Here is a 19,404-nt window from a genome sequence, read left to right on the forward strand (position 1 = left end):
TCATGGCGACCGTCGTTATCGAGCGGCCACAGGCTATTGTCACACCGGCTGATGTGGCAGGCGATCATCTATCTGATGATGCATCCGTTGCGGCAGTGATTGAGGCTGTGACCGAAGAAATCGACGGTCCCTCCGGTTGGTTGGGCCGTTGCCTCGGCCCGCAGGTTCTTGAACAGCAACAGTGTGATTTTCGCGATCTGCGCCTTCGCTATGTGCCGGTTGTAGAGGTTGTCTCGGTTGAGTTCACCGATCGGAAGGGTGTGGTCTGGTTTATTCCGCCTGAAAACTATCGTGTCATTCGAACCGATATGTTTGCTGAGTTGCGCGGGGTGAGAGATTTCAACTGGCCGACTGATCTAGCGCCAGAACCTGACGCTGTCCGCATTCAGTACAAGGCTGGTTATGACGGCAGTGATCGCATTGGGCCAGTTCCTCAGCGTGCTCGACAAGCAATCATACTTGCGGCGCAACAGATGCTCGCCGTTTCCGGCCCAGCTGGACACGTGCGATCAGAAGATGTCGAGGGTGTTGGATCCACACAGTATCTTGACGGCGACAAAGTCTCGGAAATCGTCAGGTCAGCAACCGACCGGCTGCTTTCAACGCTGAGGATCTATGCATGACACCTGAGCACGCCATTGCGAAACTGCAACGTCAGCTCGCCCGCCACGGTCAGAACGTGGATTTGCGCAAGATCGTCAATGGTCAGATTCAATCTGAAGCATTGGCGCAGCGGGCTTTCGTTCGTGGCTATAAGCCTGACGAGCTGGTCGGGCCGATCCAGCAAGGCGACCGCATTGTTGTCTTACTGCCTGACGCGCTCGCTATCAGCTTCAAAAAGGGTGATGCGGTCGTTATCGCGGGTGCCAAGACGAACGTGGAGGCGGCTGAAATCGTACGCATGGACGATGTGCCTGTGCGGGTAAACGTGAGGGTTCGAGGATAATGGCAACTGCTACCAAGTTCGAATTCTTTGACCGGGCGATTGCGGTTGCGACAGAAGGCTTGTCGCAGGAATCCATATCGGCGGCACTTGCCAAGTTTGCCAAGGAAGAGCTGGCAAAGGCTATTCAGTCGGGTGAGGGCAGTCGCTTTTATGAGCGCTACGTCAACCGGGTGAAAGATGCGCCTGAAGAAAGCGTATCGGCTCCCGGTCCGATTGTCTATGAGTTCGTCTGGTGGCAGGCCGTTATCAATGAAGCTTTATCGGGGTTGCGGGAATATAGCCCGCGCAAGTCTGGCCTCTATCAAGATTCCTTCATTGTGTTGGCCGATCAGCGTCCGGTGATGAACTTTGATGAGATCTCGGCTGACGCTGAGATTATCATCACCAACGTGCAGCCCTATACGCGCAAGATCCAAGTGGGTGCCATGAAAATGTCAGTCCCGCCACGCCTGTTCGAACGTGCGCGACAGCGCATGTTCCGCCGTTTCGGTCAATCCTTCATCAGCGTGCAGGTCAAGTTCCTCAATCTGCCGTCAGGTTTGCATCGCTTGGTTCCGTATGTCCTGACCGGACATCAGCGATCGATTGCTACAAAGGCCGTTGCCAGATCAAGCGCGCATCGGGCCGGACGCACCACGCTTGCGCGCCGTAAGGACACTGAGGCTGGAAAGCCTCTCACCTATCCATCACTGGTTATCAATCTGGTCCGCTGATCATGGCAACACCACAAACATTTGAGCCGATTGAGGATTTCCTCAAATCGCAATGGACCGACACGCCTCTGGTTTTCGAGAATGAAGACTGGCCGACGCCCGACGAGCCTGAACCGTTCGTCTTTGTCGAGATCTTCGGTGATCTTATGGACCAAGCCTCAATCGGTGCCGAAACACAGGCGGCAAACCGCTGGCGTGAAAATGGTCAGCTGAGTCTGCACGTGCTGGTTCCGCGAGGTGGCGGAACGCGCAAAGCACGCCAATTATCCCGCCAGCTGTATGATCTGTTTCGCGGGCAGGAAATCGGAGCAATCCGGTTCGGAATGGCTTCTATCGGGGCAGGTGAACCCGGTGAAATGGACGGCAATTACTACCGCATGACCGTGACCATCGATGTGGAACGGGATGAAGGCTAAGGCCTCATAGCATCGCCAGCGCCGTTCGGCGTTGGGCATTTCTCAACAATCAAACATTATGGAGATGAGGCCATGGACAGCAATCGGCTGCGCATGACTTGGACTGACGAACTCACGCCCGGTGTAGTTCCGGCAAACCCGCGCATGCGTGTTGTTCGTCTGACTGGTGAATCTTTGCAATATAAGCCGGTCTTCATCAACTCGGAAGAAATCCGCTCCGATCGCATGAACTCTGATCCGATCATGGTCAATGTGCAGTCGCAGGGGGCGGTCAATGGCGAGTTGTCCTATCCGCCTGAAGGCAGCCCGTTCTCCAGCTGGCTTCGTTCGCTCATGTCTGCGCCGTGGTCGCTTCGACCTTTCCGCGACAATGATGGTGCTGCCGCAAGCGTCATAACCGGCGTAGCAGCTGCGACCGGCGTTGTAACAGTGACTGCAGGTGCAGTCTTTGGCGTCGGCCACCTTGTTCGCCTGACTGGCTTTGGCGAAGCCGATAACAACGGCTTGTTTCGCGTCACCACTGGATCCGGCACGGTTCCTGCGGTTGGGGCTGACAAGCTGGAAGATGAGGCGGCACCACCTGCGACCGCTCGCATTGCTGTAGTCGGCTTTGAAGGTGCGGCGGCGGATCTGAAAACGGTTGCAGATGGCCTGACCTCGGCAGCGCTCAATTTCACATCACTCGGCTTGAAGGTCGGGCAGTGGATCAAGATTGGTGGCACGGGTGCTGCTTATCGGTTCGACGCTGAAGCCCTCAACACCTTTGTTCGCGTTACGGCTATTGCTGCCAATAAGCTCACGCTTGATAATCTGCCGGTTGCATGGGTTGTCAACGCTGGCGCAGGCAAGACAGTCCGCGTGTTCTTTGGCGATACAATCCGCAACGGGGTGGATCTCTTCACCGGTACGCTCGAACGTGGCTTCATGAGCCAATCCCAGCCAACCTACATCGCGCAAAACTCCATGGCGGTAGCACAAGGTGAGTTCACCTTTGAGGCTGAACAGATCGCCAAGTGGGTGATGACATTTAACGGAACGACTGGTTCTGAATCCATCGTGTCGCTCGATGACACGCCGGATCCCGAAACCAGTAATCCTGTCATGGCGGCGGCGGTCAATGTTGGTCGCATTGCCGAAAATGGCGTGGCGGTAGGTGGTCCGAACTTCGTCCGCAGCTTCAAAGTGTCAGTGAACAACAATCTGCGCATGATCAATGCGATCCGCAGCGATGACAAGGTCGGGCCAGTCGCCATCGGGCAGGGCAGCTTTGACGTGCAGGTTGAGGTGGAAACCTATTTCGGCTCCGATGCGCTGTTGTCGAAGCTCTTTGCAGGAGCACCTACGAACATCAGTACCCGCATTGAGAAAAACCAGCAGGCGCTGATTTTTGCGGTGCCTCGCTACGTTTACACCGATGGCGCGGTGTCAGCGGGTGGTAAAAATCAGGATCTGATGCTGCCGCTCACCGGGCAGGCCAGCAAGGATACGCTGACTTCGGCGCATCTGATCATTGATCGTCTCGAATATTACGAAAAGTAATCAAAGTTCCCGCCGATACGGGTTTCGCGCGAAAACAGCGCGGGTTGCGGTGTCGGACGCTTCCCGCGCTACCTTCCGACAAAGGTCATTAAATGAAAAAAGTTATCAAACTTGCCAGCCTGAAGGCTGACGTAACTCTCGAAGCGGATGGCGAATGGATCCCAGTCAAAAACTGGCCAGGCATTGGCGATCTTCCGGGGTTGGGCTTTAAGGTGCGCTCGACCAATTATCCAGAATATCTGACGGCGAAGAATAACCTTCAGATACAGATTGCCCAGAAGCACGGCAATGATCATGCTCCCCATGATGAGCTGAACGCCGCAGATGGTGAACTCGCCACGGATCACCTGCTTTTGGATTGGCGCGGACTCGATGAGAAATACTCTCGCGAAACTGCACTCGCTTTACTGACCTCGCCTGAAGGCCGCATATTCCGCAATATGGTCTATTGGTGTGCGGGGCAAGTAGGCAAGCGACAGGTCGAGTTTCTGGAAACCGCAGAAAAAAACTAAGAAGCGCCTTCCGCTATCAGCTCACGCGGAAGGGGCACGACGACTGGTTGACCAAACTGCGCGCAGTTGAGCCGGAAGCTTTTGCGGCTGTTCCGGCTCCTGCGCCGCCATCTGAAGCTGATGGGCCGGAATGGTATGCCTATTATATTCGGGCGTGGCAGTTCCTGCGGTATGATCGGCAGTATGGAGCGTTCGGTGGCGAAAGCCCGATCAGTTTTCAGGCAATCGACATATATGCACGGCGTTATTCAATTGAAGGCATCGCGTTTGATGTTTTCAGAGCGCTCGTATCAGCGGTCGATGCGGAATGGCTCAATCATGTAGCTGAAATTCAGAACTCGAAATCCTGATCATCACGGGAAATCCGGCCAGTACTGTGGGTTGTAAGGCTTGCGTATAGGGGAGTCTGGCGACCTCTCGTCGTACAAATCTTTGAATGCGCGAAATTCTGGAAGTTTTTCTGCGCATTCAAGTCCTGTCTTGACGCTTTTGTTGGTGAGTACGAGAGAGCTGCCTCGCACATTTTTCATTACTTGCGAGCAGATCGCGAACTCTATCTCGCGATTGGCTTTGGCCCTCGATGCTTCTCTCTCCATTTTTTCAACATAGAGAAAACTGCCTAATCCTAACGCAACCATGCCTATCAGGCAAAAGGCGACCGTTACCCTTTGAGTGTCATCCATCGAAATTCCCCCGCTGACTTAGCGCTTCTAAAGCCGATCGGCAGAAGCTTAGGCGATTCTCAAATCGAGGGCTAAATCTCATGACAATTCAATTGAGTTCGCTTCGTGTTGCGGCTGACTTTGATCCTACCAGCTATACGCGTGGTATGGATCAGAAGATCGCGGCAGATAAGGCTGGTGCGGAATCCAGTAAGTCCGTTGGTGCTGCTCTGGCGCAAGCAGATGCCGCGATGGAAAAGACTTCGAATGGGTCTGTAAGACTGAGCCGTGCTCTGGTCGATGGTTATGCAAATGCAGCCAAATTCGAAAGCACGATGCGTTCCCTTGGTCGTAGCGTTGATCGTGGGATGGGGCTAGATCGGGCGAGTATTCTGCTTGATGCCGCTTACAAGAAATATGGGCTAGTAGCCGATTCAATGAGCCTTGTTAAACAAGGTCATGTGCAGTTGGTGCCATTGGTTTCATCGCTCAATCAGCGTTTGGAAATTCAGGCGGCTGTAGCGCAACGTGCAAGTGAAGCTGCAAAAAAGTTAGCTTCTGCTCAGGCATCCCAGCTATCCATAAATAGCCGACTTGGTGTTGTTGATATTGGAGCATCAAGCGGACGTGGTGACGACGTTGCCGCATATGGTCGCGAACTGGACGGCTTGCGAGCAAAGTTCAACCCGCTGTTCGCAGCAAGTCAACAGTATAATCAGGTCGTTGAAGAGATACAGCGAGCCCATGCTGTCGGTGCGATATCTGCGGATGAAATGGCTGCGGCCCTTCAGCGGGAAACATTGGCAGCCCAGAACAGTGTAACTGCAATTCGCCAGCGTAATGCATCTATGGCTCAGGCATCCCAGATGGCTTTTAACAAGCAGCTTGGGGTCATGGATCGGGGTGATAATGGCGCCCGTGAAAGCGATATTGTAGCTTATGGCCGTCAACTCGACGACTTGAGAGCAAAATATAATCCGCTCTATGCTGCCATCCAGCAGTATAAGATCGCGCAAGCTGACATCCGCGAAGCTCATGCAGTTGGTGCGATATCCGTTGATGAGATGACGTCTGCGCTTAACCGGGAACGCAAGGCGGCTTTGGAAAGTGTCGCGGCGCTCAAGCAGCGCGGAAATGCTTCATCTGGCGGACCGCGAAGCTATCAGACATCGAACATTGCTGCTCAGTTTCAGGATATTGCCGTCACATCGGCGATGGGAATGTCGCCTATCCAGATTGCATTGCAGCAAGGAACGCAGCTCTCAGCAGTATTTAATGAAATGGGACGTGGCAGAGATGTAATTACCGGCATTGGTCAGGCGTTTTTGTCGATCATTAGTCCTGTATCATTGGTGACCATTGGAACGATCGCTGCCGGTGCTGCACTGCTGCAATATGTATCTTCATCGATCCAAGTGAAGTCCGTTGACGAAATATTGGAGAAGCACGAACAGAATATCAAACGACTTGGTCCGGCATATGAAGAGGCCCTTGAAAAGCAGAAGAAATACACTGTTGAAAGCCCGCTTGTTGTAAATATCGACCTGAAGGAAGATCAGCGGCAGGCCATCGAGCGGCGAGCTAAAGAGGCTCGTGTTGCCATGGACAGAATCATCGCTGGAACATGGCAGGATGTGGGTGGCGACCAGAATGTTCTTTCCAGAGCATTCCAGCCTGCGGAACAGGCAATAAATGAATTCATTCGTAGCGTTCGAGCTGGCGAGCCACAAGTTGCCCGCTTCCGGGAAGAAATAGGTCGGCTTGCTCAAAGCAGTCAGCTTACAAGCTCGGGTGCTAAATCTCTGATTGAGTACTCCCAGAGTGCTTATGAGGCGGAAAGCAAGCTTGCGGACGTAGCGGGTACGGTTGATAAATATGCAGCATCTATTCAGAATGTGGAAACTGCACTCCATCGACTGCAACCTAATCGCGCAAATGGCGAAATTCAGGCTTTGTGGGAGAAGTTTAAAGGCGGTGAGATCAGCGCGAAAGCACTTTTCACTGCAATCAATAATCTATCCTTTGCCAGCCCAGATTTACGCGTAGCACGCGGAGAAATCCTCTCGCTTGTCGAGGCAATGCAGCTTGCCAAGGAAACGGCAACCGGCTTTGCAAACAGCACACCAAAAAGCGATCTTGGTTACGATCCTTCTGGATCTGAACGCCCTCTGTCATCAGGGGCATTTAACCGTCGCTTCGGTGCGGAAAACGATGCTCTTAGCAAGCTCCAAAGCCAAAAGAGGGAATTGGAAAAACAGCCTAAGAAATCCGCTTCCGAACGTCAGACCGAACGTGATGCCAATGCTTATCGAGATTTGGTGAAATCCGCACAGGATCGCATTGATCAGATGGGTCTGGAAGAACAGCTCGTTGGCAAGACCGGCGTGGCTGCTGATGCGTATCGTATGAAACTTGAGCTGATCCAGAAAGCAACTGACAAAGGCAGGACGCTATCGGAGGATCATCGCATAGAGCTGGAAAACCTTGCATCCTCGTATGGGAAGGTTGCCGAACGTGTTGCGGCGCTATCTCTCGCGGAAGAACTTCGGTTCGAACGCGAGCAGCTTTTCCGCAGTCCCACTGAACAGCGGGTGTCTTCAACGCTTCGCAGCTCTGGCATAGATCCGCTTTCCAGTCAGGGGCAATTGCTCGCTGGACAGATCCGATTGAACGAGCAGCTCGCAGAAAACAGGGATATGGCGCTGAGCTTCGGCCAATCTCTGGTTAGTGCGTTCGATGATGGCAAGATCACTCTGGAAGAACTTGGAAAAGCCGGTTTAGGCGTTCTCGACCGCCTGATTGATAAGATGCTGAATGACTTAATCAACGCCATTATGCAGGTCGGACAAGCTGGAGCGGGTCTCGGCGGTGGCGGTGGTGGCATTCTTGGCGGCTTGCTGGGTGGCCTGTTCGGTGGTGGCGGCAGCGGTTCCGGACTTGGATATTTCCCGCCTGCACCATCGATGGGCGTCGGCCTTTATGCCAAGGGCGGTGTTTTTCCGGGTGGTTTGAAGTCATTCAGCGGCAATTTCACCAATCAGGTTGTTTCCAAGCCTACCACTTTTGCGTTTGCGAAAGGGGTTGGCCTGATGGGTGAGGCTGGCGCTGAAGCAATTATGCCATTGACCCGTGGCAGCGATGGCAGCCTTGGGGTTCGAAACTTTGGCAGATCCTCCGGATCTGGAACGTCAGGCGAGGCTGGTGAAAGCCGAACCGTCATTTTGGTGGAAATGGCCCCGGATCTGGTCGCCAGCATCCTTGAAAAGAGTGGCAAGCAGACCGTGACCATCATGCAGTCAAACGAAGATGCTCGGCAGAACCGGCAACAAAACGGTGATTCATGGTAGATGTTGTCAATCTTCCGTTGGTGCCTTTTGCGCAGTGCGAATTTGATCCAATCCGTCCTTCCAATACTGAGCGTATGGAGGGGCGGCGGGTCGAAAGCCAGTCAACAGGAACGCCATACTGGACTGCGAAATACCGGACTGGCTTTCTCACACGAGAGCAGTCTGGGCTTATGTCGGCGTTTCGGACGCTCTGTGCAGACAATGGCGGGGTATTCCTCGCTTATGACATTGATCGACAGAAGCCGCTGAGGTATCTCGGAGGCTTTCCAGCCGGGTTTAACGGGCAGGGCAATGTCCGATCCTTCATAAACTCGCGTTCTGTTGATGTTGACGGCCTGCCTGCTAACTTTGAGTTGGTTCCGGGCGATTATCTTGAGATCTGGCGCACATTGCTTGTGCGTTCTCTCCATCTGGTGACGCAACCTGTTATCGCCAGTGCAGCCGGACGGGCCACGGTGAACTTCAACTATCCGATTGATTTGCAGCACTTCAAGGTGCCGTGTTCGGTTCATTTCGAGCGGGCGTCTTGCCTGATGCAGATTGATCCCGGCAGCTGGTCTGCATCGAAATCTATGCAGGATCGGCCTGTCAGCTTCTCTGCAACGGAGATGTTCTTCTATGAGTAACAGTGTCGATCCGCAGGTGAAGACGCTAGTCGACAGGGGTGACTTGGTCCGTTTGGATCTGATCCGCTTCGATTTACCGGGACGTTCGGTCGGATATCACCGGGGCGGGCGTCCTTACACCTATAATGGTCTCAAGTACTTGCCGAACCGCTTTCTGGAATCGGGAGGTGCCACAAGTGCGGTAGGCGTAGGCGTCACCACGCGTACGATTAAGTTCTCTAATATCCCCACGCAGGATCCTGACGATCTGATCGCAAAGATTGAGCAATTTGATTACCTCAATGCGCCTGTCATCATCAGTCATGTTGCGGGGATCCGTGGAACGGATGAGGTCGTCGGAATTCTGATCTCCAACATCTATGAAATCGACAAGGTCACTTATCCGAAGGGTGCGCAGCAAAGTGACGGCACGCGCAGCCTCACCATCAAGATTGACTTGCAGCCTCCGGGGCGCTCTGCGCGCGGGGCAACTCTTGCCAAGCGCTCTCAGGCCGAACAGCAGTTCGATAATGATGCGAACGATACTTGCCTTGAATATGCATCGGTCACCGCGACTGATGTGGAAGAGTGGGGGCAGCGATGAGCCGCTTTGAAACCATGATGCCGGTTTTGCAGGCTGAACTCGAAAAGCCGTATGTGTTCGGTGAATCGGATTGTTTCTTTTTGGGTTGCCAGATGGCTGATGCCTTCGAGCCGTCACGCGAGATGACATTCTCTTATTGGCAATCATACAAGACGCTGCCTGGTGCGCAGCGCGCTTTGCGCAAGCGGGGCCACAAAAGCCTCACATCTTTCTTTGAGCAGCATCTGGAGCGCGTTTCACCTGCTCAAGCGCAAGTTGGCGATATCGTCGTCATTCTTATTGAGAATGGCGAGCATGTTGGCATTTGTCTTGGCGCATCAGGCCGCTTCGTTACCAAGACTGCTGACGGCCCCAGCTATCACCGCATGGCGGATTGCATCGCAGCCTTTCGGACCTGATCTGAACAACAGGTAAAATCCTATGATTTTCACGGCTATAGGCACGCTTGTCGCGGGCGCGCTTTTTGGCGGCTCGCTTCTGGCTGCATCTTTGATTGCTGGCGGTTTGGCGATGGCTGCCAAGCTCGGCATCAACGCGTACATGAACCGTCGTAAGTCGCGGAAATATTCAGCGGTCCAAGGCGAGATCCAGTATGGCGGTGATGTTCCGGTTCAAACGCTGTTTGGCATCGGCAAGACACGTGGTCACCGGGTTTTCTACGGCAAGTGGGGATCTGGCAATAAGGTCAACGGTGACGTGTTTCTGCTTGCGAACGGCTGGTGCGACGGCTTGGAGCCGTATGTCTATTTTTACGGCAGCAAACAGACACTCGTCGAGCGTCCAAAGATCGGCAACGAAATCGCGCATTATGGCGTGGCGGGTTACGACGATCTGATTTCCATCCGCTTTTATGACGGTAGACCGGGGCAGGGCATTGATCAGAAGTTGGTCAACGATACGCGCGGTCTGGGTCGCAGGTGGAAAGAGAGTAGCGTTGGTGCTGGTTACACATATGTCGTCTTCGAACGTGAATTTAATGTCGACAAGTTCGACAAGGGCCGTCTCGAAGTTGAATGGGTGTTGCGTGGCCTGCGCTGCTATGATGTGCGCAAGGACAGTTCGGTTGCTGGCGGATCCGGTCCGCACCGGCTCGGCAATGCTGCGACGTATGAATTCAGCAAAAACCCGGCTATCCAGCGTTTCAATTATCAGATCGGCTTGCGCGGCCTGATCTCTGACCGCTCGCTGATTGGCGAGGGCAAATCAATCGGGCAGCTCGATCTCTCAACCTATGTCGCATCGATGAACGTTTGCGACGAGCTGCGGGCCGGAAAGCCCAGATACACCTGCAATTTATGGGTGACTGGCGACGACGATCATACGGAAGTCCTGAGAGAGTTCGAAGACGCCATGGCTGGCTTTGCGCTTAACAGGCGCGGACTGTCAGGCGTGCTTGCGGGCGCGCCGCAGGTTCCTGTGATGAACATCGGCCCGGACGATATTCCAGCTGGCCGCGAAGGTGAAATCTCTCGGCGCAAATCTGCCTTTGATCTCTTCAATATGATGTCGGGGCAGTTTACATCGCCCGATAGCAACTGGGGTGCGGAAAGCCTCAAGCCAATTGTCGTGAATGCGGATGTTTCCGCTGACGGCAGGCGGCGACAAACTTCTTACGACTTCCTACAAGTCACCGATGCCGACACGGCGCAATATCTGCTCAACATCCGCTATCGTCAGCAGCGCAAAGGCGGCAAAGCAAAGATCCCTGTCAGTTGGCGTGTCGGTACATTTGTCCAGGAGGGTGACTGGATCACATATGACGGCCTCACATGGTCAGTCGATGAATGGCAAGTGAGCGAAGATTTCCGCTTTTCTCTTGTTTTGACCGAAACCGGCGCTGATATTTATTCGGAAGCCGGGATTGAGCCGGGACCGATTGTTATCCCGCCAACCGATCCGTTCAATCCGTCGCTTCTTGCGACCGTGCAAAACTTCAACATTGAAGTTGGCATGATCAAGGGGGCCGAAGGGTTTGAGCAGCCGGTTGTGCGTTTCAGCTGGGATCCTCCTGACGATCCGACAATCAAGGAAGTTCGGTTTCAGTATCGCATTGCAGATGAGTTCGAAATCTTCGAGGATCTGTGCACCGAACCTGAAGCTGGTGAATACGTTACCGGAAAGAACGTGCTTTCAGGCCGCTTCTATCAAGGGCGGGCGACGATCACAACTGTTCCGGATCGCTTCAAGTCTTGGACGCCTTGGAAAACCACTGTTGCTCCAACTGGCATGCAGAGTGTCATCGTGCAGCTGGAACAGATGAAGGGCGCTGTCAAAGACGTGCTCAAAAACCTGACCAGCACTTATGATCGAATGGATGACTTGGTTGAACAGCTCGCCGCTGCGACTGCAGTCGGTACCGGGCAGAATATTCTGACCAGTGCTGCTGTTGTAAAAACCACAAATGCTTTGGCAGCTTCGTTTCTTGAGCAATCAGCCAAGATCGAGGAAGTCGAGGGGCAGATCGTGGCAACGGCTGGACTTCTGGCTGGTGTGCAGGCGCAGGTTGATGATGTGTCCGCGAGTGGGCTTCTGTCTATGACCGGCATCACGAACCCTGCCAACGGTGTTTTCTCCGAAGTCAGTATTTCAGCAAAAGCGTCAAAGGGCGGGCAAACGGCAAGAGCCGCGCAGGTTTATCGCGTTATTCAACAAGGCGGGCAGCTTGTGGCTGAAAACTACCTGTTTGCCAACCGCACATACTTCGTCAGTGAAACAGGGGATGTGGTCGAGATCCCGCTCGCAATCGTCAATGGCGAAGTGCTGTTGAAGGTTGGACGTATCGCAACCGCCTATTTCGACCAGCTCATGTCCACCAACGGCAAATGGGTGCAACGCGGCTACGGCAACTTTGCAGATTTGAGGATATTCGTCTGATGGTCAGCTTGTTTATGGGTTGGAAACCGGGCTTCGGCCCGGTTGTCAAAGTCTTGCGCTATGATCAGGATGATCCGCTCACGCTGGCAAATGATGCCTATGATCGGTATTTCTTCAATTCGGAAACTCAGGACTTGTCGTATATATTCGACAAGTTCCATTTCTCGAATGGATTTAATCCAAGCATCTATCCCGCCACAGCTCCGAATACGTCAAACTATGTTCTGGATGGTGCAACGCTGCCAGCTGCGAGACGCGCGCTGAGTTCGAGATGGGCATCGAGCACGTCTTACTATTTCAAGTATTACGAGATATTCAATCGCTTCCCTGACATGGCAGGGATGGTGCCGATCTTCGAAGCCAAGCTCATCGATCCAAATGACCGGGTAAAGCTTTTTGATTTCAACGGTGCGGATGGAAACAAGCAACTGTTCTCGATTGGTACGCTCTACAATGCCATGAGCGTCTATGCTGACGTACCTGTGAGCAACCAAGATGCGACAATCGTCCAGTATGATCGGATTGCTACGGATCTGAATTTCACCGGCTGGTGTGGCCAGATCAGCAATTATACAGGCCCCACCTATACCTACATGATTATTGGCGGAAATGTTCCGGTTATGCGGGCTTTGACCTGTCAGTGGGATCTGCCAGCGAATAATGCTCCATTGCCATTTCCTGACAGTGCTCCATTACCGGGGCAAGAAGTCGTCAGGTTATCGGGCTCAGAATTCAAGATTGCCAGACGCGGGCAAACGGTCGATTCCTTAAATCCGCGTGGCTTCCTGATTAATTCGAACAAGGCTCCCAATATGTGCGTCATGATGGGGGAGACGCCTATCATCCCGGCAGGCGGTTCCTATTATTTCTGGAAAACTACACCGATTGATTTGCATCCGTTGATGTTTCTCGACGGTATCATGCGTTTTGACGGCATGGCTTATTCAATTCCGCCAGTGGATCCGACTGTAAGCAGATCGGGCCGTGAGGCTCGGTTCTATTACAAGATCGACCCGAACGGCATCATGTTCACCAATGAGGGCAACTATGCCATCGGCTGCAAGTTTATGGTTTATGCAACCAGCATCGAGCAGCTGACCAATGGTGGCTCACTGGTGATGCGGACGCTGCCGGATGGCAATATCCAGATAAAGCGTCCGGGTTCCAGCGACATCGCACCGAATAGCAATGATATCCTGCTCGATACGCGGTTTCCGTCCGTTCGCATCATCAAGCAAGGCTGGCTGCCTATCAGCCAGTTCTCAACGGCAAGCTCGCTAAATCCGCTGTTTGGTACGCATGCAGCGGTAGTTCCGTTCCAAAGCTCCGGCTTGTTCATTTTTCCAAAGGTCATAGGCAATTGGCCGAAGATGATGGCGCAAGGGTATTATCGTTCGTTGCGTCCGCCGAATGTGGTGAGCTGGTTCACGTCGAATTACTGCATGACCACCGTCGTGCGCGACAATGACATGGTTGTCCATCTAAGCCCCGGACGGCCTACGGATATGCGTGCAGATACAGGCGAAGATTATTCGATGCCGGATCCGACTGGCGCTCGATACTACGTTCTGGGGGCTGCGCGCCTCTACTAACCTCATTGAAAATTTATGTTCTGCAATCTGCCTGTGACAGGCGGAGGGGAAATTCTATGGCCTATCAGGACCGATTTTACACCATTGGCGATGTGACCGTTCAAAACGGCTCTGCTGTTGTGACTGGCACTGGCACCGGCTGGGAAACGGCATTGATCGATGGCGGGGTGATTTTCGTCGGCGGCGGATGCTATCCGGTCTATTCCGTCGAAAGCGAAACCTCTTTGACGCTAGCGTACCCATTTACTGATGCGAGTGGCGCGGATCTGCCTTATGCGATTGATCGCCAACGTGCAGCCGCAACATCCAATATTCAGATGAATGATCGTCTTGCGCAAATCATTCGCGAAATCAGCATCGGTAATATTGAGCAGTTCAATGCGCTGACACTGGCCCCTGACAAGTTGCTCCATACAAATAGCAATAAAGCGCTGACACAGTCAGATATTACAGCGGCAGCTATCGCACTGCTCAATCTCAGCGGGGCAGCGGCAGCGGACCGGCTGCCTTACTTTAACAGCGCTGCGGGAGCTGCACTTACACCTCTGACGCCATTGGCTAGAAACCTTCTAGACGATACGACAACCGCTTCAATGAGAGCCACTATTTCTCCGGGAAAGCCAGCATTCAAAGCTCACCTTGCTGCTAATCAGTTAGTCTATAATGGAACAACAAATCTCTCATACACAGCATCGCCTATAAATATAGGTAATGCGTGGAATGGATCGATTTTCACAGCGCCGGAAGCGGGAAATTATTTCTTCTCGATGGGAAACACGCTTATCGACGGGAATAACGGGCAGTTTATATTGCAAGTATTTGTGAACGGAACCGTTTCTACTGAAATTGTGTGGGGTTGGAACTCTTCCGGAGTCCAATATTACCGAGCTGGAACTCTATCGCACGTTGTTAACTTGGCAGTTGGTTCAACGGTGCAGTTTAAACTTGTTCTCGATGGATTAAGTGGAAACCCGGCAATGCAGGCGTTTAGAAATTTTGCTATGGGCTTTATGATTTAAGGATTTATTCAGATGCAATATAAACTCATAAAATTCGGCCCCGAAGGCTATCCGCTTTTCTATTACTGCGAGATGACTTATCCGCCTGTTACAAATGAAGAAGGCGAGGCGATTACTGTAAATCCAGATATCCCAGCTGACGCGCACGCTGTGACCGATCAGCAATGGCAGGATGCGCAGTCGATGAAGCTCTGGTTGTCGCCAGACGGAGAGATCACTGTCCCGCCAGAACCGGAACCCATCGAGATGCCTGATCCCGTGGTCATTTTGCCTGCGGTCACTCTGTGGGAACGTACTTCTAAGAAAGAGGCTGCTGATATTGAAGCGGCTATGGAAACTCAGGACGCGCGTTCTCGCAATATCTTCCGAACGGCGACGACTTTCCGATCAGATCACGAGCTTTGGCCGCTTCTTGAGCAGATGGCGACTGAATTGTTTGGTGAAGCGAGAGCTGCGGAGCTACTGGCAGCTTAGCTCCAAAACCCTTTGTACCACCAACCTGATGGTAAGACGTGAGACGCCATCGAGAATAGTACCAACAATATTAACAGCAATATCCATCGAATAAAGCGTAACTCACCGAGAAGCGCTTCGGTATTCCTGCTTTGCACGTATCCTATGTATACGTGGGGTTCGGCATTATCCAACAGCCTGTCTTTTGCTGCTTGCTTATCGAGGTCCCGAATCTCTCGGTTCTCCATCCACTTTCCCAATCCCATAATTTCATCCCTCTCGCGATTCTAAACAAATATCGCTGATCCGCTGCCATCCAGCAATCGAGGCAGTTTTTTATTCCGGTTGAAATCATGAAACTTGTCACCGATTGGAGGCGGGTGCTTCGTTATGCATGGAGCATCCGCCTGTTGCTGGCCGCTGCAATTCTGTCCGGCCTTGAAGTTGTGTTGCCCTATCTGGGTGACGCTTTCCCCATCCCAACAGGCGCATTTGCAGCTCTCACCTTCTTCGTGACGGTGCTGGCCTTTGTCATGCGCATCAAATCACAGAAGGATTTCCGCGATGAGTAAACGTGCAAAGGCGGCTTTGGCGTCCACACTTGGTCTGGTTGTATTGACCGCAACGTATCTGACTGCGCCGTGGGAGGGCATGGAAAACCATGCCTATTACGACAAGCTCGGCAAGGTATGGACAGTGTGCCTGGGGGAAACCAAAGGCGTCAAAAAAGGCGACAGCTACACCGATAAACAGTGTCAGGATATGTTGATCAAGCGGCTGGAAACAGATTTCCGACAGCCGCTCCGTAAATGCATCCGGACCTTTGATCAGGCTCCTATCAGCGTGCAAGCGTCGATGCTCGATCTCTCATACAATATCGGCACCGGCGCTGCCTGCAAATCGACTGCCGCTAGGCGCATGACGGAAAAGCAATGGCGCATGGCCTGCAACGCCATGACGGCATTCAATCGTGCTGGCGGCAAGGTCGTAGAAGGTTTGCGTAAGCGGCGCGAGCTGGGCGATGCGCAACGCATCGGTGAGCTTGAACTTTGTCTGGCTGGTCTGAAATGAGCCAGATCCTCGACGCCATTAAGGTGACTGCAGGTGTTGCCATCGGGATCGTGCTTGCATCCATCTATTACAACGGCGTCCCGGTGCTCAAGGATATTCCTTATATCGGGGCAGCGTTCGAGGGGCAGGCGAAAAAAGGGCTGGTGCCTGAGTTTCAGGCGCTGGCATTAAAGGCTGAACTCGATCAGCTCAAATCGATCAAGCGCGCAAATGCTCTCGTTATCGAGGCCTATCAAGTGCAGCTGCGCAACGCCCGCGCAGCTGAGGCCGCCCGCATTGAACAAACGGAACAGGAGATTGCCGACTATGAACAGCGGCTTGCTGATGCGGGGCGGGTTTGCCTGCTTGATCGCGATGACATTGAGTTCCTGCGCAAGTAACAGGCTTTGGCAGGAAGCTGCGATACAGGCGGGGCGGGCGCAGGCAGAACGGCAACTGCCTGCCTATCCCGATGACTGCCGCAAAAAAGAAGATCACGCCCCGTTGATGGATGGGGCGGAAGCTCGATCCGTGCTGAAGCGCGAACGGCAGGCGCTTGACCGACAGAATGCGCGCACAGATCGATGTGCTGATTTTTATGATGGCTTGGCGGGGGAATGAGGTGATGCCAATGGATACTGAGGCTCCGGTTGTAGACCGAATGATTGAGTTGAAGGAAGAAACCCGCGAGTTTCTCTCCCAGCTTCGCGAGGAAGATATCGATCTGATGAAGCATGGTCTTGATCTGATACGCTCGCTACGAACCATTGGCCGCTTTATGCGGTGGGTGATTTTAGGTGTGCTGGCGATCCTGATCGGCGTTGTGTCGCTTTATGAAAACACAGTGAAGCTGATTGCCTATTTCCAGAAATGAGAAAAGCCCCGCTTCGGCGGGGCTTTTGCATTCGTCATTCGTCTGGATCCGTGCCGGTGAACCCGCGATACATTCCAGCGGAAACAATTTTGATCGCATTGGCCGCTTCTTCTTCCGACCATCCTGCCGCCACTGCATCGTCAATTAGATTCCGTATACCGGGGATGCCAGTGTCAGCAATGGCTGCGGCAGCTTCTTGCTCTGAGCTACCCGATAGGGTTGCTTGCTCGATTAGGTCCGCTATGCCCTGTGCAACGGATTCCTGACAATCAATGTCACGGTCTGGATAATCGCCCGGTTGTTTCGGTCCCAGCATGTCGTCCTCCTGTTTTCAAAGGAGGTAGAGCGGAATTTACCGGCGTCCAGCCAGTGCGTCTTCGCCTTCTTGTTTATGGGCACGGCAAAACCAGAGCTGTCCATACTTGGTTTTATATCCAAAGGATCCCCATGCCTTGCAGCCTTCGGCATCGCACCAATGCTCAAACAGCTTTCCCGGCTTGGAAACGCGACCGTTATCACCGCCGTATCCGCTCATGCTAAACCACCGACAAAACCGCTCATCTCTTTCAGGCGCACCATAGACAGACGCATGGGGCCATTGCAGCCGCGTCCCTTGCATCGTGCCTTCTTCTCAATTTCATCGAGATAGAGTTGCGAGCGGTCTTTTCCTTGGCAGAGCATGGTTCGATCCGTATAGGCGAGGCGGTTACACTTGCGGCATATCAATTCGAGCTTCTGATCGTCTGCCAGATCGCCAACTTTGACCGTTGTTTTCCAGTTGCCCATTACCAGAAATCCTCGGCGCTAGGGATGCGGGTGTAACTGATCTTGCCACCGACATGCCCGCCTGCCGGTGGTTTCCATTCGCCCATGCTGACAATCGTGCCGGAATATTTGGAATTGAGCTTATCGACTGCGCCGTTTGCGCGTTCCCATTTCTGTCGCAGCTCGTCGTCATTATCGAGCAAATCGATCTGCCGTTCGTCGGCAGGTGACAGGTCGTAAAGCGTGACGCCAACCCTGAATATCTCAACGCCTTTCGGAAAGTCCTTCCTCACGTTCTGCCAGAGCGCGTGTAGGCCGTTTAAAATAGCCTGATCATCATTGACGACAGAAAGGTGATGTTTGCCGAACCATGAACCATCACGGATCGACAGCCACAACCATAAACCTCCGGCATAGTAGTTCTCTCTGCGCAGGCGACGGGCAGCTTTCGTGAGCAATAGGCGCGATATCTCGTATGCGCCGTCAATCTTGCGAGCTTCGGGCGGTAACACTCGACCGTGGCCGAACATGCCGCGCTGCTGCTCTGGCGCTTGGATGTCATATCCGTGCAACGCATACCAAAGCCGCTCGCCATTCACGCTGTTCCAGATTTTGCGCATGTGTTTCGGTTGAAGCGCATAGAGCTGCTCGGTGCTGTAAACCCGATTCCGATAAAGCCGCTTTGCCATGCTCGACCCGATGCCGGGAATATCCTCCAGCTCGACCTTAAGCAGCGGCGCAGGCATCGAGGCGGGCCACCATATCGCAAGGCCGTTGCCATAGCTTCCATGTCGCTTGCTTTCCTCTTTGCCAGCCTTGCAGGCGATCTTCGCCAGCTGGCGGTTGGCGGCAAAGCCGATTGAACTGGTGATGTATGGGCCGATGTTGTCAGCAATCGCAGCCTTGATCCTTGCTGCGAGCAATTCAGGATCTCGCTTTCCGCTGTCATCGAGAACGCATGTCAGTTCATCGATGCTCTTTGCGGTGTCGATGGCGATCACCGTTTCGATCTCACAGAGCAGGGCGTTATGTGCTCGACGGTAGAGGTCTGGCTTCTGAGGAACGAGTACAAGATCCGGACAGACCCGCAATGCGTCCTTGATCGGCATCACGTTCTTGACGCCCTGCGCCTTGGCCTCTTTCGAGCATGCGATGACTGCCGTTCGGTTTGTGCCTTCAAATGGCACCACACCTATCGGTCTGCCGCGCAGGCGCTTGTCGCACTGCTGTTCGACTGAAGCGAAAAAGCCGTCGAAGTCGAGGTATAGCCGTTCAATCGTCTCCGGCAGACGCATTACAAACTCCAGAAAACAGGTCGAACGAAACCTGCCCCGCGCACAGTGGTGCACAGGAACATATTCCGCTCAATGTGGATATGTTCCTAAAATGTTCTCATTTTGAAGAAGAGTCAATCTGCATTCTCCGAAGCTGTG

General features: G+C 53.3%; 24 protein-coding genes. 19 read left to right on the plus strand and 5 right to left on the minus strand.

Going from position 1 to position 19,404, the window contains the following annotated elements:
- Positions 1-2: 2 nt before the first annotated feature.
- The 7 genes from CEV32_RS10475 (at position 3) to CEV32_RS10505 (ending at position 4,476) form a co-directional block, all read left to right on the plus strand.
- Positions 3-623, plus strand: coding sequence for a hypothetical protein (locus tag CEV32_RS10475; protein ID WP_094577052.1), 621 nt, complete (start codon positions 3-5; stop codon positions 621-623).
- On the plus strand, positions 620-946 hold the full coding sequence (locus tag CEV32_RS10480) for a hypothetical protein (RefSeq protein WP_094577054.1): 327 nt from the start codon (positions 620-622) through the stop codon (positions 944-946). The genes CEV32_RS10475 and CEV32_RS10480 overlap by 4 nt, the downstream gene beginning before the upstream one ends.
- Positions 946-1,659, plus strand: coding sequence for a hypothetical protein (locus tag CEV32_RS10485; RefSeq protein WP_094577055.1), 714 nt, complete (start codon positions 946-948; stop codon positions 1,657-1,659). The genes CEV32_RS10480 and CEV32_RS10485 overlap by 1 nt, the downstream gene beginning before the upstream one ends.
- Positions 1,660-1,661: 2 nt before the next feature.
- Positions 1,662-2,075, plus strand: a complete 414-nt coding sequence (locus tag CEV32_RS10490) for a hypothetical protein (protein WP_094577057.1) — start codon at positions 1,662-1,664, stop codon at positions 2,073-2,075.
- A gap of 72 nt (positions 2,076-2,147) precedes the next feature.
- On the plus strand, positions 2,148-3,614 hold the full coding sequence (locus CEV32_RS10495; protein ID WP_094577059.1) for a phage tail tube protein: 1,467 nt from the start codon (positions 2,148-2,150) through the stop codon (positions 3,612-3,614).
- Between the two features lie 92 nt (positions 3,615-3,706).
- Entirely contained in the window at positions 3,707-4,126 is a 420-nt protein-coding gene (locus tag CEV32_RS10500; protein ID WP_094577061.1) for a hypothetical protein, read from the plus strand.
- Between the two features lie 47 nt (positions 4,127-4,173).
- A complete protein-coding gene (locus CEV32_RS10505; RefSeq protein ID WP_094577063.1) occupies positions 4,174-4,476 on the plus strand; it encodes a hypothetical protein in 303 nt (100 codons plus the stop codon).
- Between the two features lie 3 nt (positions 4,477-4,479).
- Here the strand turns inward: CEV32_RS10505 and CEV32_RS10510 are convergent, their stop codons facing one another.
- Entirely contained in the window at positions 4,480-4,809 is a 330-nt protein-coding gene (locus CEV32_RS10510) for a hypothetical protein (protein WP_094577066.1), read from the minus strand.
- Between the two features lie 80 nt (positions 4,810-4,889).
- Here CEV32_RS10510 and CEV32_RS23915 point away from each other — a divergent pair, with 80 nt between their 5' ends.
- The 12 genes from CEV32_RS23915 to CEV32_RS10580 all read left to right on the plus strand — a co-directional run bounded on the left by CEV32_RS23915 (position 4,890) and on the right by CEV32_RS10580 (position 17,206).
- Complete coding sequence (locus CEV32_RS23915) at positions 4,890-8,135, plus strand: phage tail length tape measure family protein (RefSeq protein WP_143128814.1); 3,246 nt, start codon at positions 4,890-4,892, stop codon at positions 8,133-8,135.
- Complete coding sequence (locus tag CEV32_RS10520; RefSeq protein WP_094577069.1) at positions 8,129-8,761, plus strand: hypothetical protein; 633 nt, start codon at positions 8,129-8,131, stop codon at positions 8,759-8,761. Before CEV32_RS23915 ends, CEV32_RS10520 begins: the two co-directional genes overlap by 7 nt.
- The gene (locus CEV32_RS10525) at positions 8,754-9,344 is read left to right on the plus strand and encodes a DUF2163 domain-containing protein (RefSeq protein ID WP_094577071.1); all 591 of its coding nucleotides are present in this window, start codon (positions 8,754-8,756) and stop codon (positions 9,342-9,344) included. Before CEV32_RS10520 ends, CEV32_RS10525 begins: the two co-directional genes overlap by 8 nt.
- Positions 9,341-9,742, plus strand: coding sequence for a DUF6950 family protein (locus tag CEV32_RS10530; RefSeq protein ID WP_094577073.1), 402 nt, complete (start codon positions 9,341-9,343; stop codon positions 9,740-9,742). Before CEV32_RS10525 ends, CEV32_RS10530 begins: the two co-directional genes overlap by 4 nt.
- Before the next feature lie 22 nt (positions 9,743-9,764).
- Positions 9,765-12,218: a phage tail protein gene (locus tag CEV32_RS10535; RefSeq protein WP_094577075.1), complete on the plus strand. Its 2,454-nt coding sequence runs from the start codon at positions 9,765-9,767 to the stop codon at positions 12,216-12,218.
- Positions 12,218-13,810: a hypothetical protein gene (locus CEV32_RS10540; RefSeq protein WP_094577077.1), complete on the plus strand. Its 1,593-nt coding sequence runs from the start codon at positions 12,218-12,220 to the stop codon at positions 13,808-13,810. Before CEV32_RS10535 ends, CEV32_RS10540 begins: the two co-directional genes overlap by 1 nt.
- A gap of 56 nt (positions 13,811-13,866) precedes the next feature.
- Complete coding sequence (locus CEV32_RS10545) at positions 13,867-14,829, plus strand: hypothetical protein (RefSeq protein WP_094577080.1); 963 nt, start codon at positions 13,867-13,869, stop codon at positions 14,827-14,829.
- 12 nt (positions 14,830-14,841) lie between these two features.
- Positions 14,842-15,303, plus strand: coding sequence for a hypothetical protein (locus CEV32_RS23830; protein ID WP_208620843.1), 462 nt, complete (start codon positions 14,842-14,844; stop codon positions 15,301-15,303).
- 332 nt (positions 15,304-15,635) lie between these two features.
- Positions 15,636-15,854 (plus strand): DUF7940 domain-containing protein, encoded by a 219-nt coding sequence (locus CEV32_RS10560; RefSeq protein WP_094577083.1) that lies wholly within the window; start codon positions 15,636-15,638, stop codon positions 15,852-15,854.
- The gene (locus tag CEV32_RS10565) at positions 15,847-16,353 is read left to right on the plus strand and encodes a lysozyme (protein WP_094577085.1); all 507 of its coding nucleotides are present in this window, start codon (positions 15,847-15,849) and stop codon (positions 16,351-16,353) included. Before CEV32_RS10560 ends, CEV32_RS10565 begins: the two co-directional genes overlap by 8 nt.
- Positions 16,350-16,733 (plus strand): hypothetical protein, encoded by a 384-nt coding sequence (locus CEV32_RS10570; protein WP_094577087.1) that lies wholly within the window; start codon positions 16,350-16,352, stop codon positions 16,731-16,733. The genes CEV32_RS10565 and CEV32_RS10570 overlap by 4 nt, the downstream gene beginning before the upstream one ends.
- 230 nt (positions 16,734-16,963) lie before the next feature.
- Entirely contained in the window at positions 16,964-17,206 is a 243-nt protein-coding gene (locus CEV32_RS10580) for a hypothetical protein (protein WP_094577089.1), read from the plus strand.
- Between the two features lie 34 nt (positions 17,207-17,240).
- On the opposite strand, the gene CEV32_RS10585 is transcribed toward CEV32_RS10580, so the two are convergent.
- The 4 genes from CEV32_RS10585 to CEV32_RS10600 are packed head-to-tail and all read right to left on the minus strand — an operon-like array spanning position 17,241 to position 19,266.
- Positions 17,241-17,522: a hypothetical protein gene (locus CEV32_RS10585; RefSeq protein WP_094577091.1), complete on the minus strand. Its 282-nt coding sequence runs from the start codon at positions 17,520-17,522 to the stop codon at positions 17,241-17,243.
- Between the two features lie 36 nt (positions 17,523-17,558).
- Entirely contained in the window at positions 17,559-17,741 is a 183-nt protein-coding gene (locus CEV32_RS10590; protein WP_094577093.1) for a hypothetical protein, read from the minus strand.
- Positions 17,738-17,992, minus strand: a complete 255-nt coding sequence (locus CEV32_RS10595; protein ID WP_024899542.1) for a hypothetical protein — start codon at positions 17,990-17,992, stop codon at positions 17,738-17,740. The genes CEV32_RS10590 and CEV32_RS10595 overlap by 4 nt, the downstream gene beginning before the upstream one ends.
- On the minus strand, positions 17,992-19,266 hold the full coding sequence (locus CEV32_RS10600) for a Y-family DNA polymerase (RefSeq protein ID WP_094577095.1): 1,275 nt from the start codon (positions 19,264-19,266) through the stop codon (positions 17,992-17,994). Before CEV32_RS10600 ends, CEV32_RS10595 begins: the two co-directional genes overlap by 1 nt.
- Positions 19,267-19,404: the final 138 nt, after the last annotated feature.

Source organism: Brucella rhizosphaerae, from assembly GCF_002252475.1.
In the GTDB taxonomy this organism is placed as follows: Bacteria; Pseudomonadota; Alphaproteobacteria; order Rhizobiales; family Rhizobiaceae; genus Brucella; species Brucella rhizosphaerae.

Excerpts from the sequence above, each read along its gene's own strand:
- CEV32_RS10475 (WP_094577052.1), top strand. The coding sequence starts at position 3 with ATGGCGACCGTCGTTATCGAGCGGCCACAGGCTATTGTCACACCGGCT.
- CEV32_RS10480 (WP_094577054.1), top strand. The coding sequence starts at position 620 with ATGACACCTGAGCACGCCATTGCGAAACTGCAACGTCAGCTCGCCCGC.
- CEV32_RS10485 (WP_094577055.1), top strand. The coding sequence starts at position 946 with ATGGCAACTGCTACCAAGTTCGAATTCTTTGACCGGGCGATTGCGGTT.
- CEV32_RS10490 (WP_094577057.1), top strand. The coding sequence starts at position 1,662 with ATGGCAACACCACAAACATTTGAGCCGATTGAGGATTTCCTCAAATCG.
- CEV32_RS10495 (WP_094577059.1), top strand. The coding sequence starts at position 2,148 with ATGGACAGCAATCGGCTGCGCATGACTTGGACTGACGAACTCACGCCC.
- CEV32_RS10500 (WP_094577061.1), top strand. The coding sequence starts at position 3,707 with ATGAAAAAAGTTATCAAACTTGCCAGCCTGAAGGCTGACGTAACTCTC.
- CEV32_RS10510 (WP_094577066.1), bottom strand. The coding sequence starts at position 4,809 with ATGGATGACACTCAAAGGGTAACGGTCGCCTTTTGCCTGATAGGCATG.
- CEV32_RS23915 (WP_143128814.1), top strand. The coding sequence starts at position 4,890 with ATGACAATTCAATTGAGTTCGCTTCGTGTTGCGGCTGACTTTGATCCT.
- CEV32_RS10520 (WP_094577069.1), top strand. The coding sequence starts at position 8,129 with ATGGTAGATGTTGTCAATCTTCCGTTGGTGCCTTTTGCGCAGTGCGAA.
- CEV32_RS10525 (WP_094577071.1), top strand. The coding sequence starts at position 8,754 with ATGAGTAACAGTGTCGATCCGCAGGTGAAGACGCTAGTCGACAGGGGT.
- CEV32_RS10530 (WP_094577073.1), top strand. The coding sequence starts at position 9,341 with ATGAGCCGCTTTGAAACCATGATGCCGGTTTTGCAGGCTGAACTCGAA.
- CEV32_RS10535 (WP_094577075.1), top strand. The coding sequence starts at position 9,765 with ATGATTTTCACGGCTATAGGCACGCTTGTCGCGGGCGCGCTTTTTGGC.
- CEV32_RS10540 (WP_094577077.1), top strand. The coding sequence starts at position 12,218 with ATGGTCAGCTTGTTTATGGGTTGGAAACCGGGCTTCGGCCCGGTTGTC.
- CEV32_RS10545 (WP_094577080.1), top strand. The coding sequence starts at position 13,867 with ATGGCCTATCAGGACCGATTTTACACCATTGGCGATGTGACCGTTCAA.
- CEV32_RS23830 (WP_208620843.1), top strand. The coding sequence starts at position 14,842 with ATGCAATATAAACTCATAAAATTCGGCCCCGAAGGCTATCCGCTTTTC.
- CEV32_RS10560 (WP_094577083.1), top strand. The coding sequence starts at position 15,636 with ATGAAACTTGTCACCGATTGGAGGCGGGTGCTTCGTTATGCATGGAGC.
- CEV32_RS10565 (WP_094577085.1), top strand. The coding sequence starts at position 15,847 with ATGAGTAAACGTGCAAAGGCGGCTTTGGCGTCCACACTTGGTCTGGTT.
- CEV32_RS10570 (WP_094577087.1), top strand. The coding sequence starts at position 16,350 with ATGAGCCAGATCCTCGACGCCATTAAGGTGACTGCAGGTGTTGCCATC.
- CEV32_RS10580 (WP_094577089.1), top strand. The coding sequence starts at position 16,964 with ATGGATACTGAGGCTCCGGTTGTAGACCGAATGATTGAGTTGAAGGAA.
- CEV32_RS10585 (WP_094577091.1), bottom strand. The coding sequence starts at position 17,522 with ATGCTGGGACCGAAACAACCGGGCGATTATCCAGACCGTGACATTGAT.
- CEV32_RS10590 (WP_094577093.1), bottom strand. The coding sequence starts at position 17,741 with ATGAGCGGATACGGCGGTGATAACGGTCGCGTTTCCAAGCCGGGAAAG.
- CEV32_RS10595 (WP_024899542.1), bottom strand. The coding sequence starts at position 17,992 with ATGGGCAACTGGAAAACAACGGTCAAAGTTGGCGATCTGGCAGACGAT.
- CEV32_RS10600 (WP_094577095.1), bottom strand. The coding sequence starts at position 19,266 with ATGCGTCTGCCGGAGACGATTGAACGGCTATACCTCGACTTCGACGGC.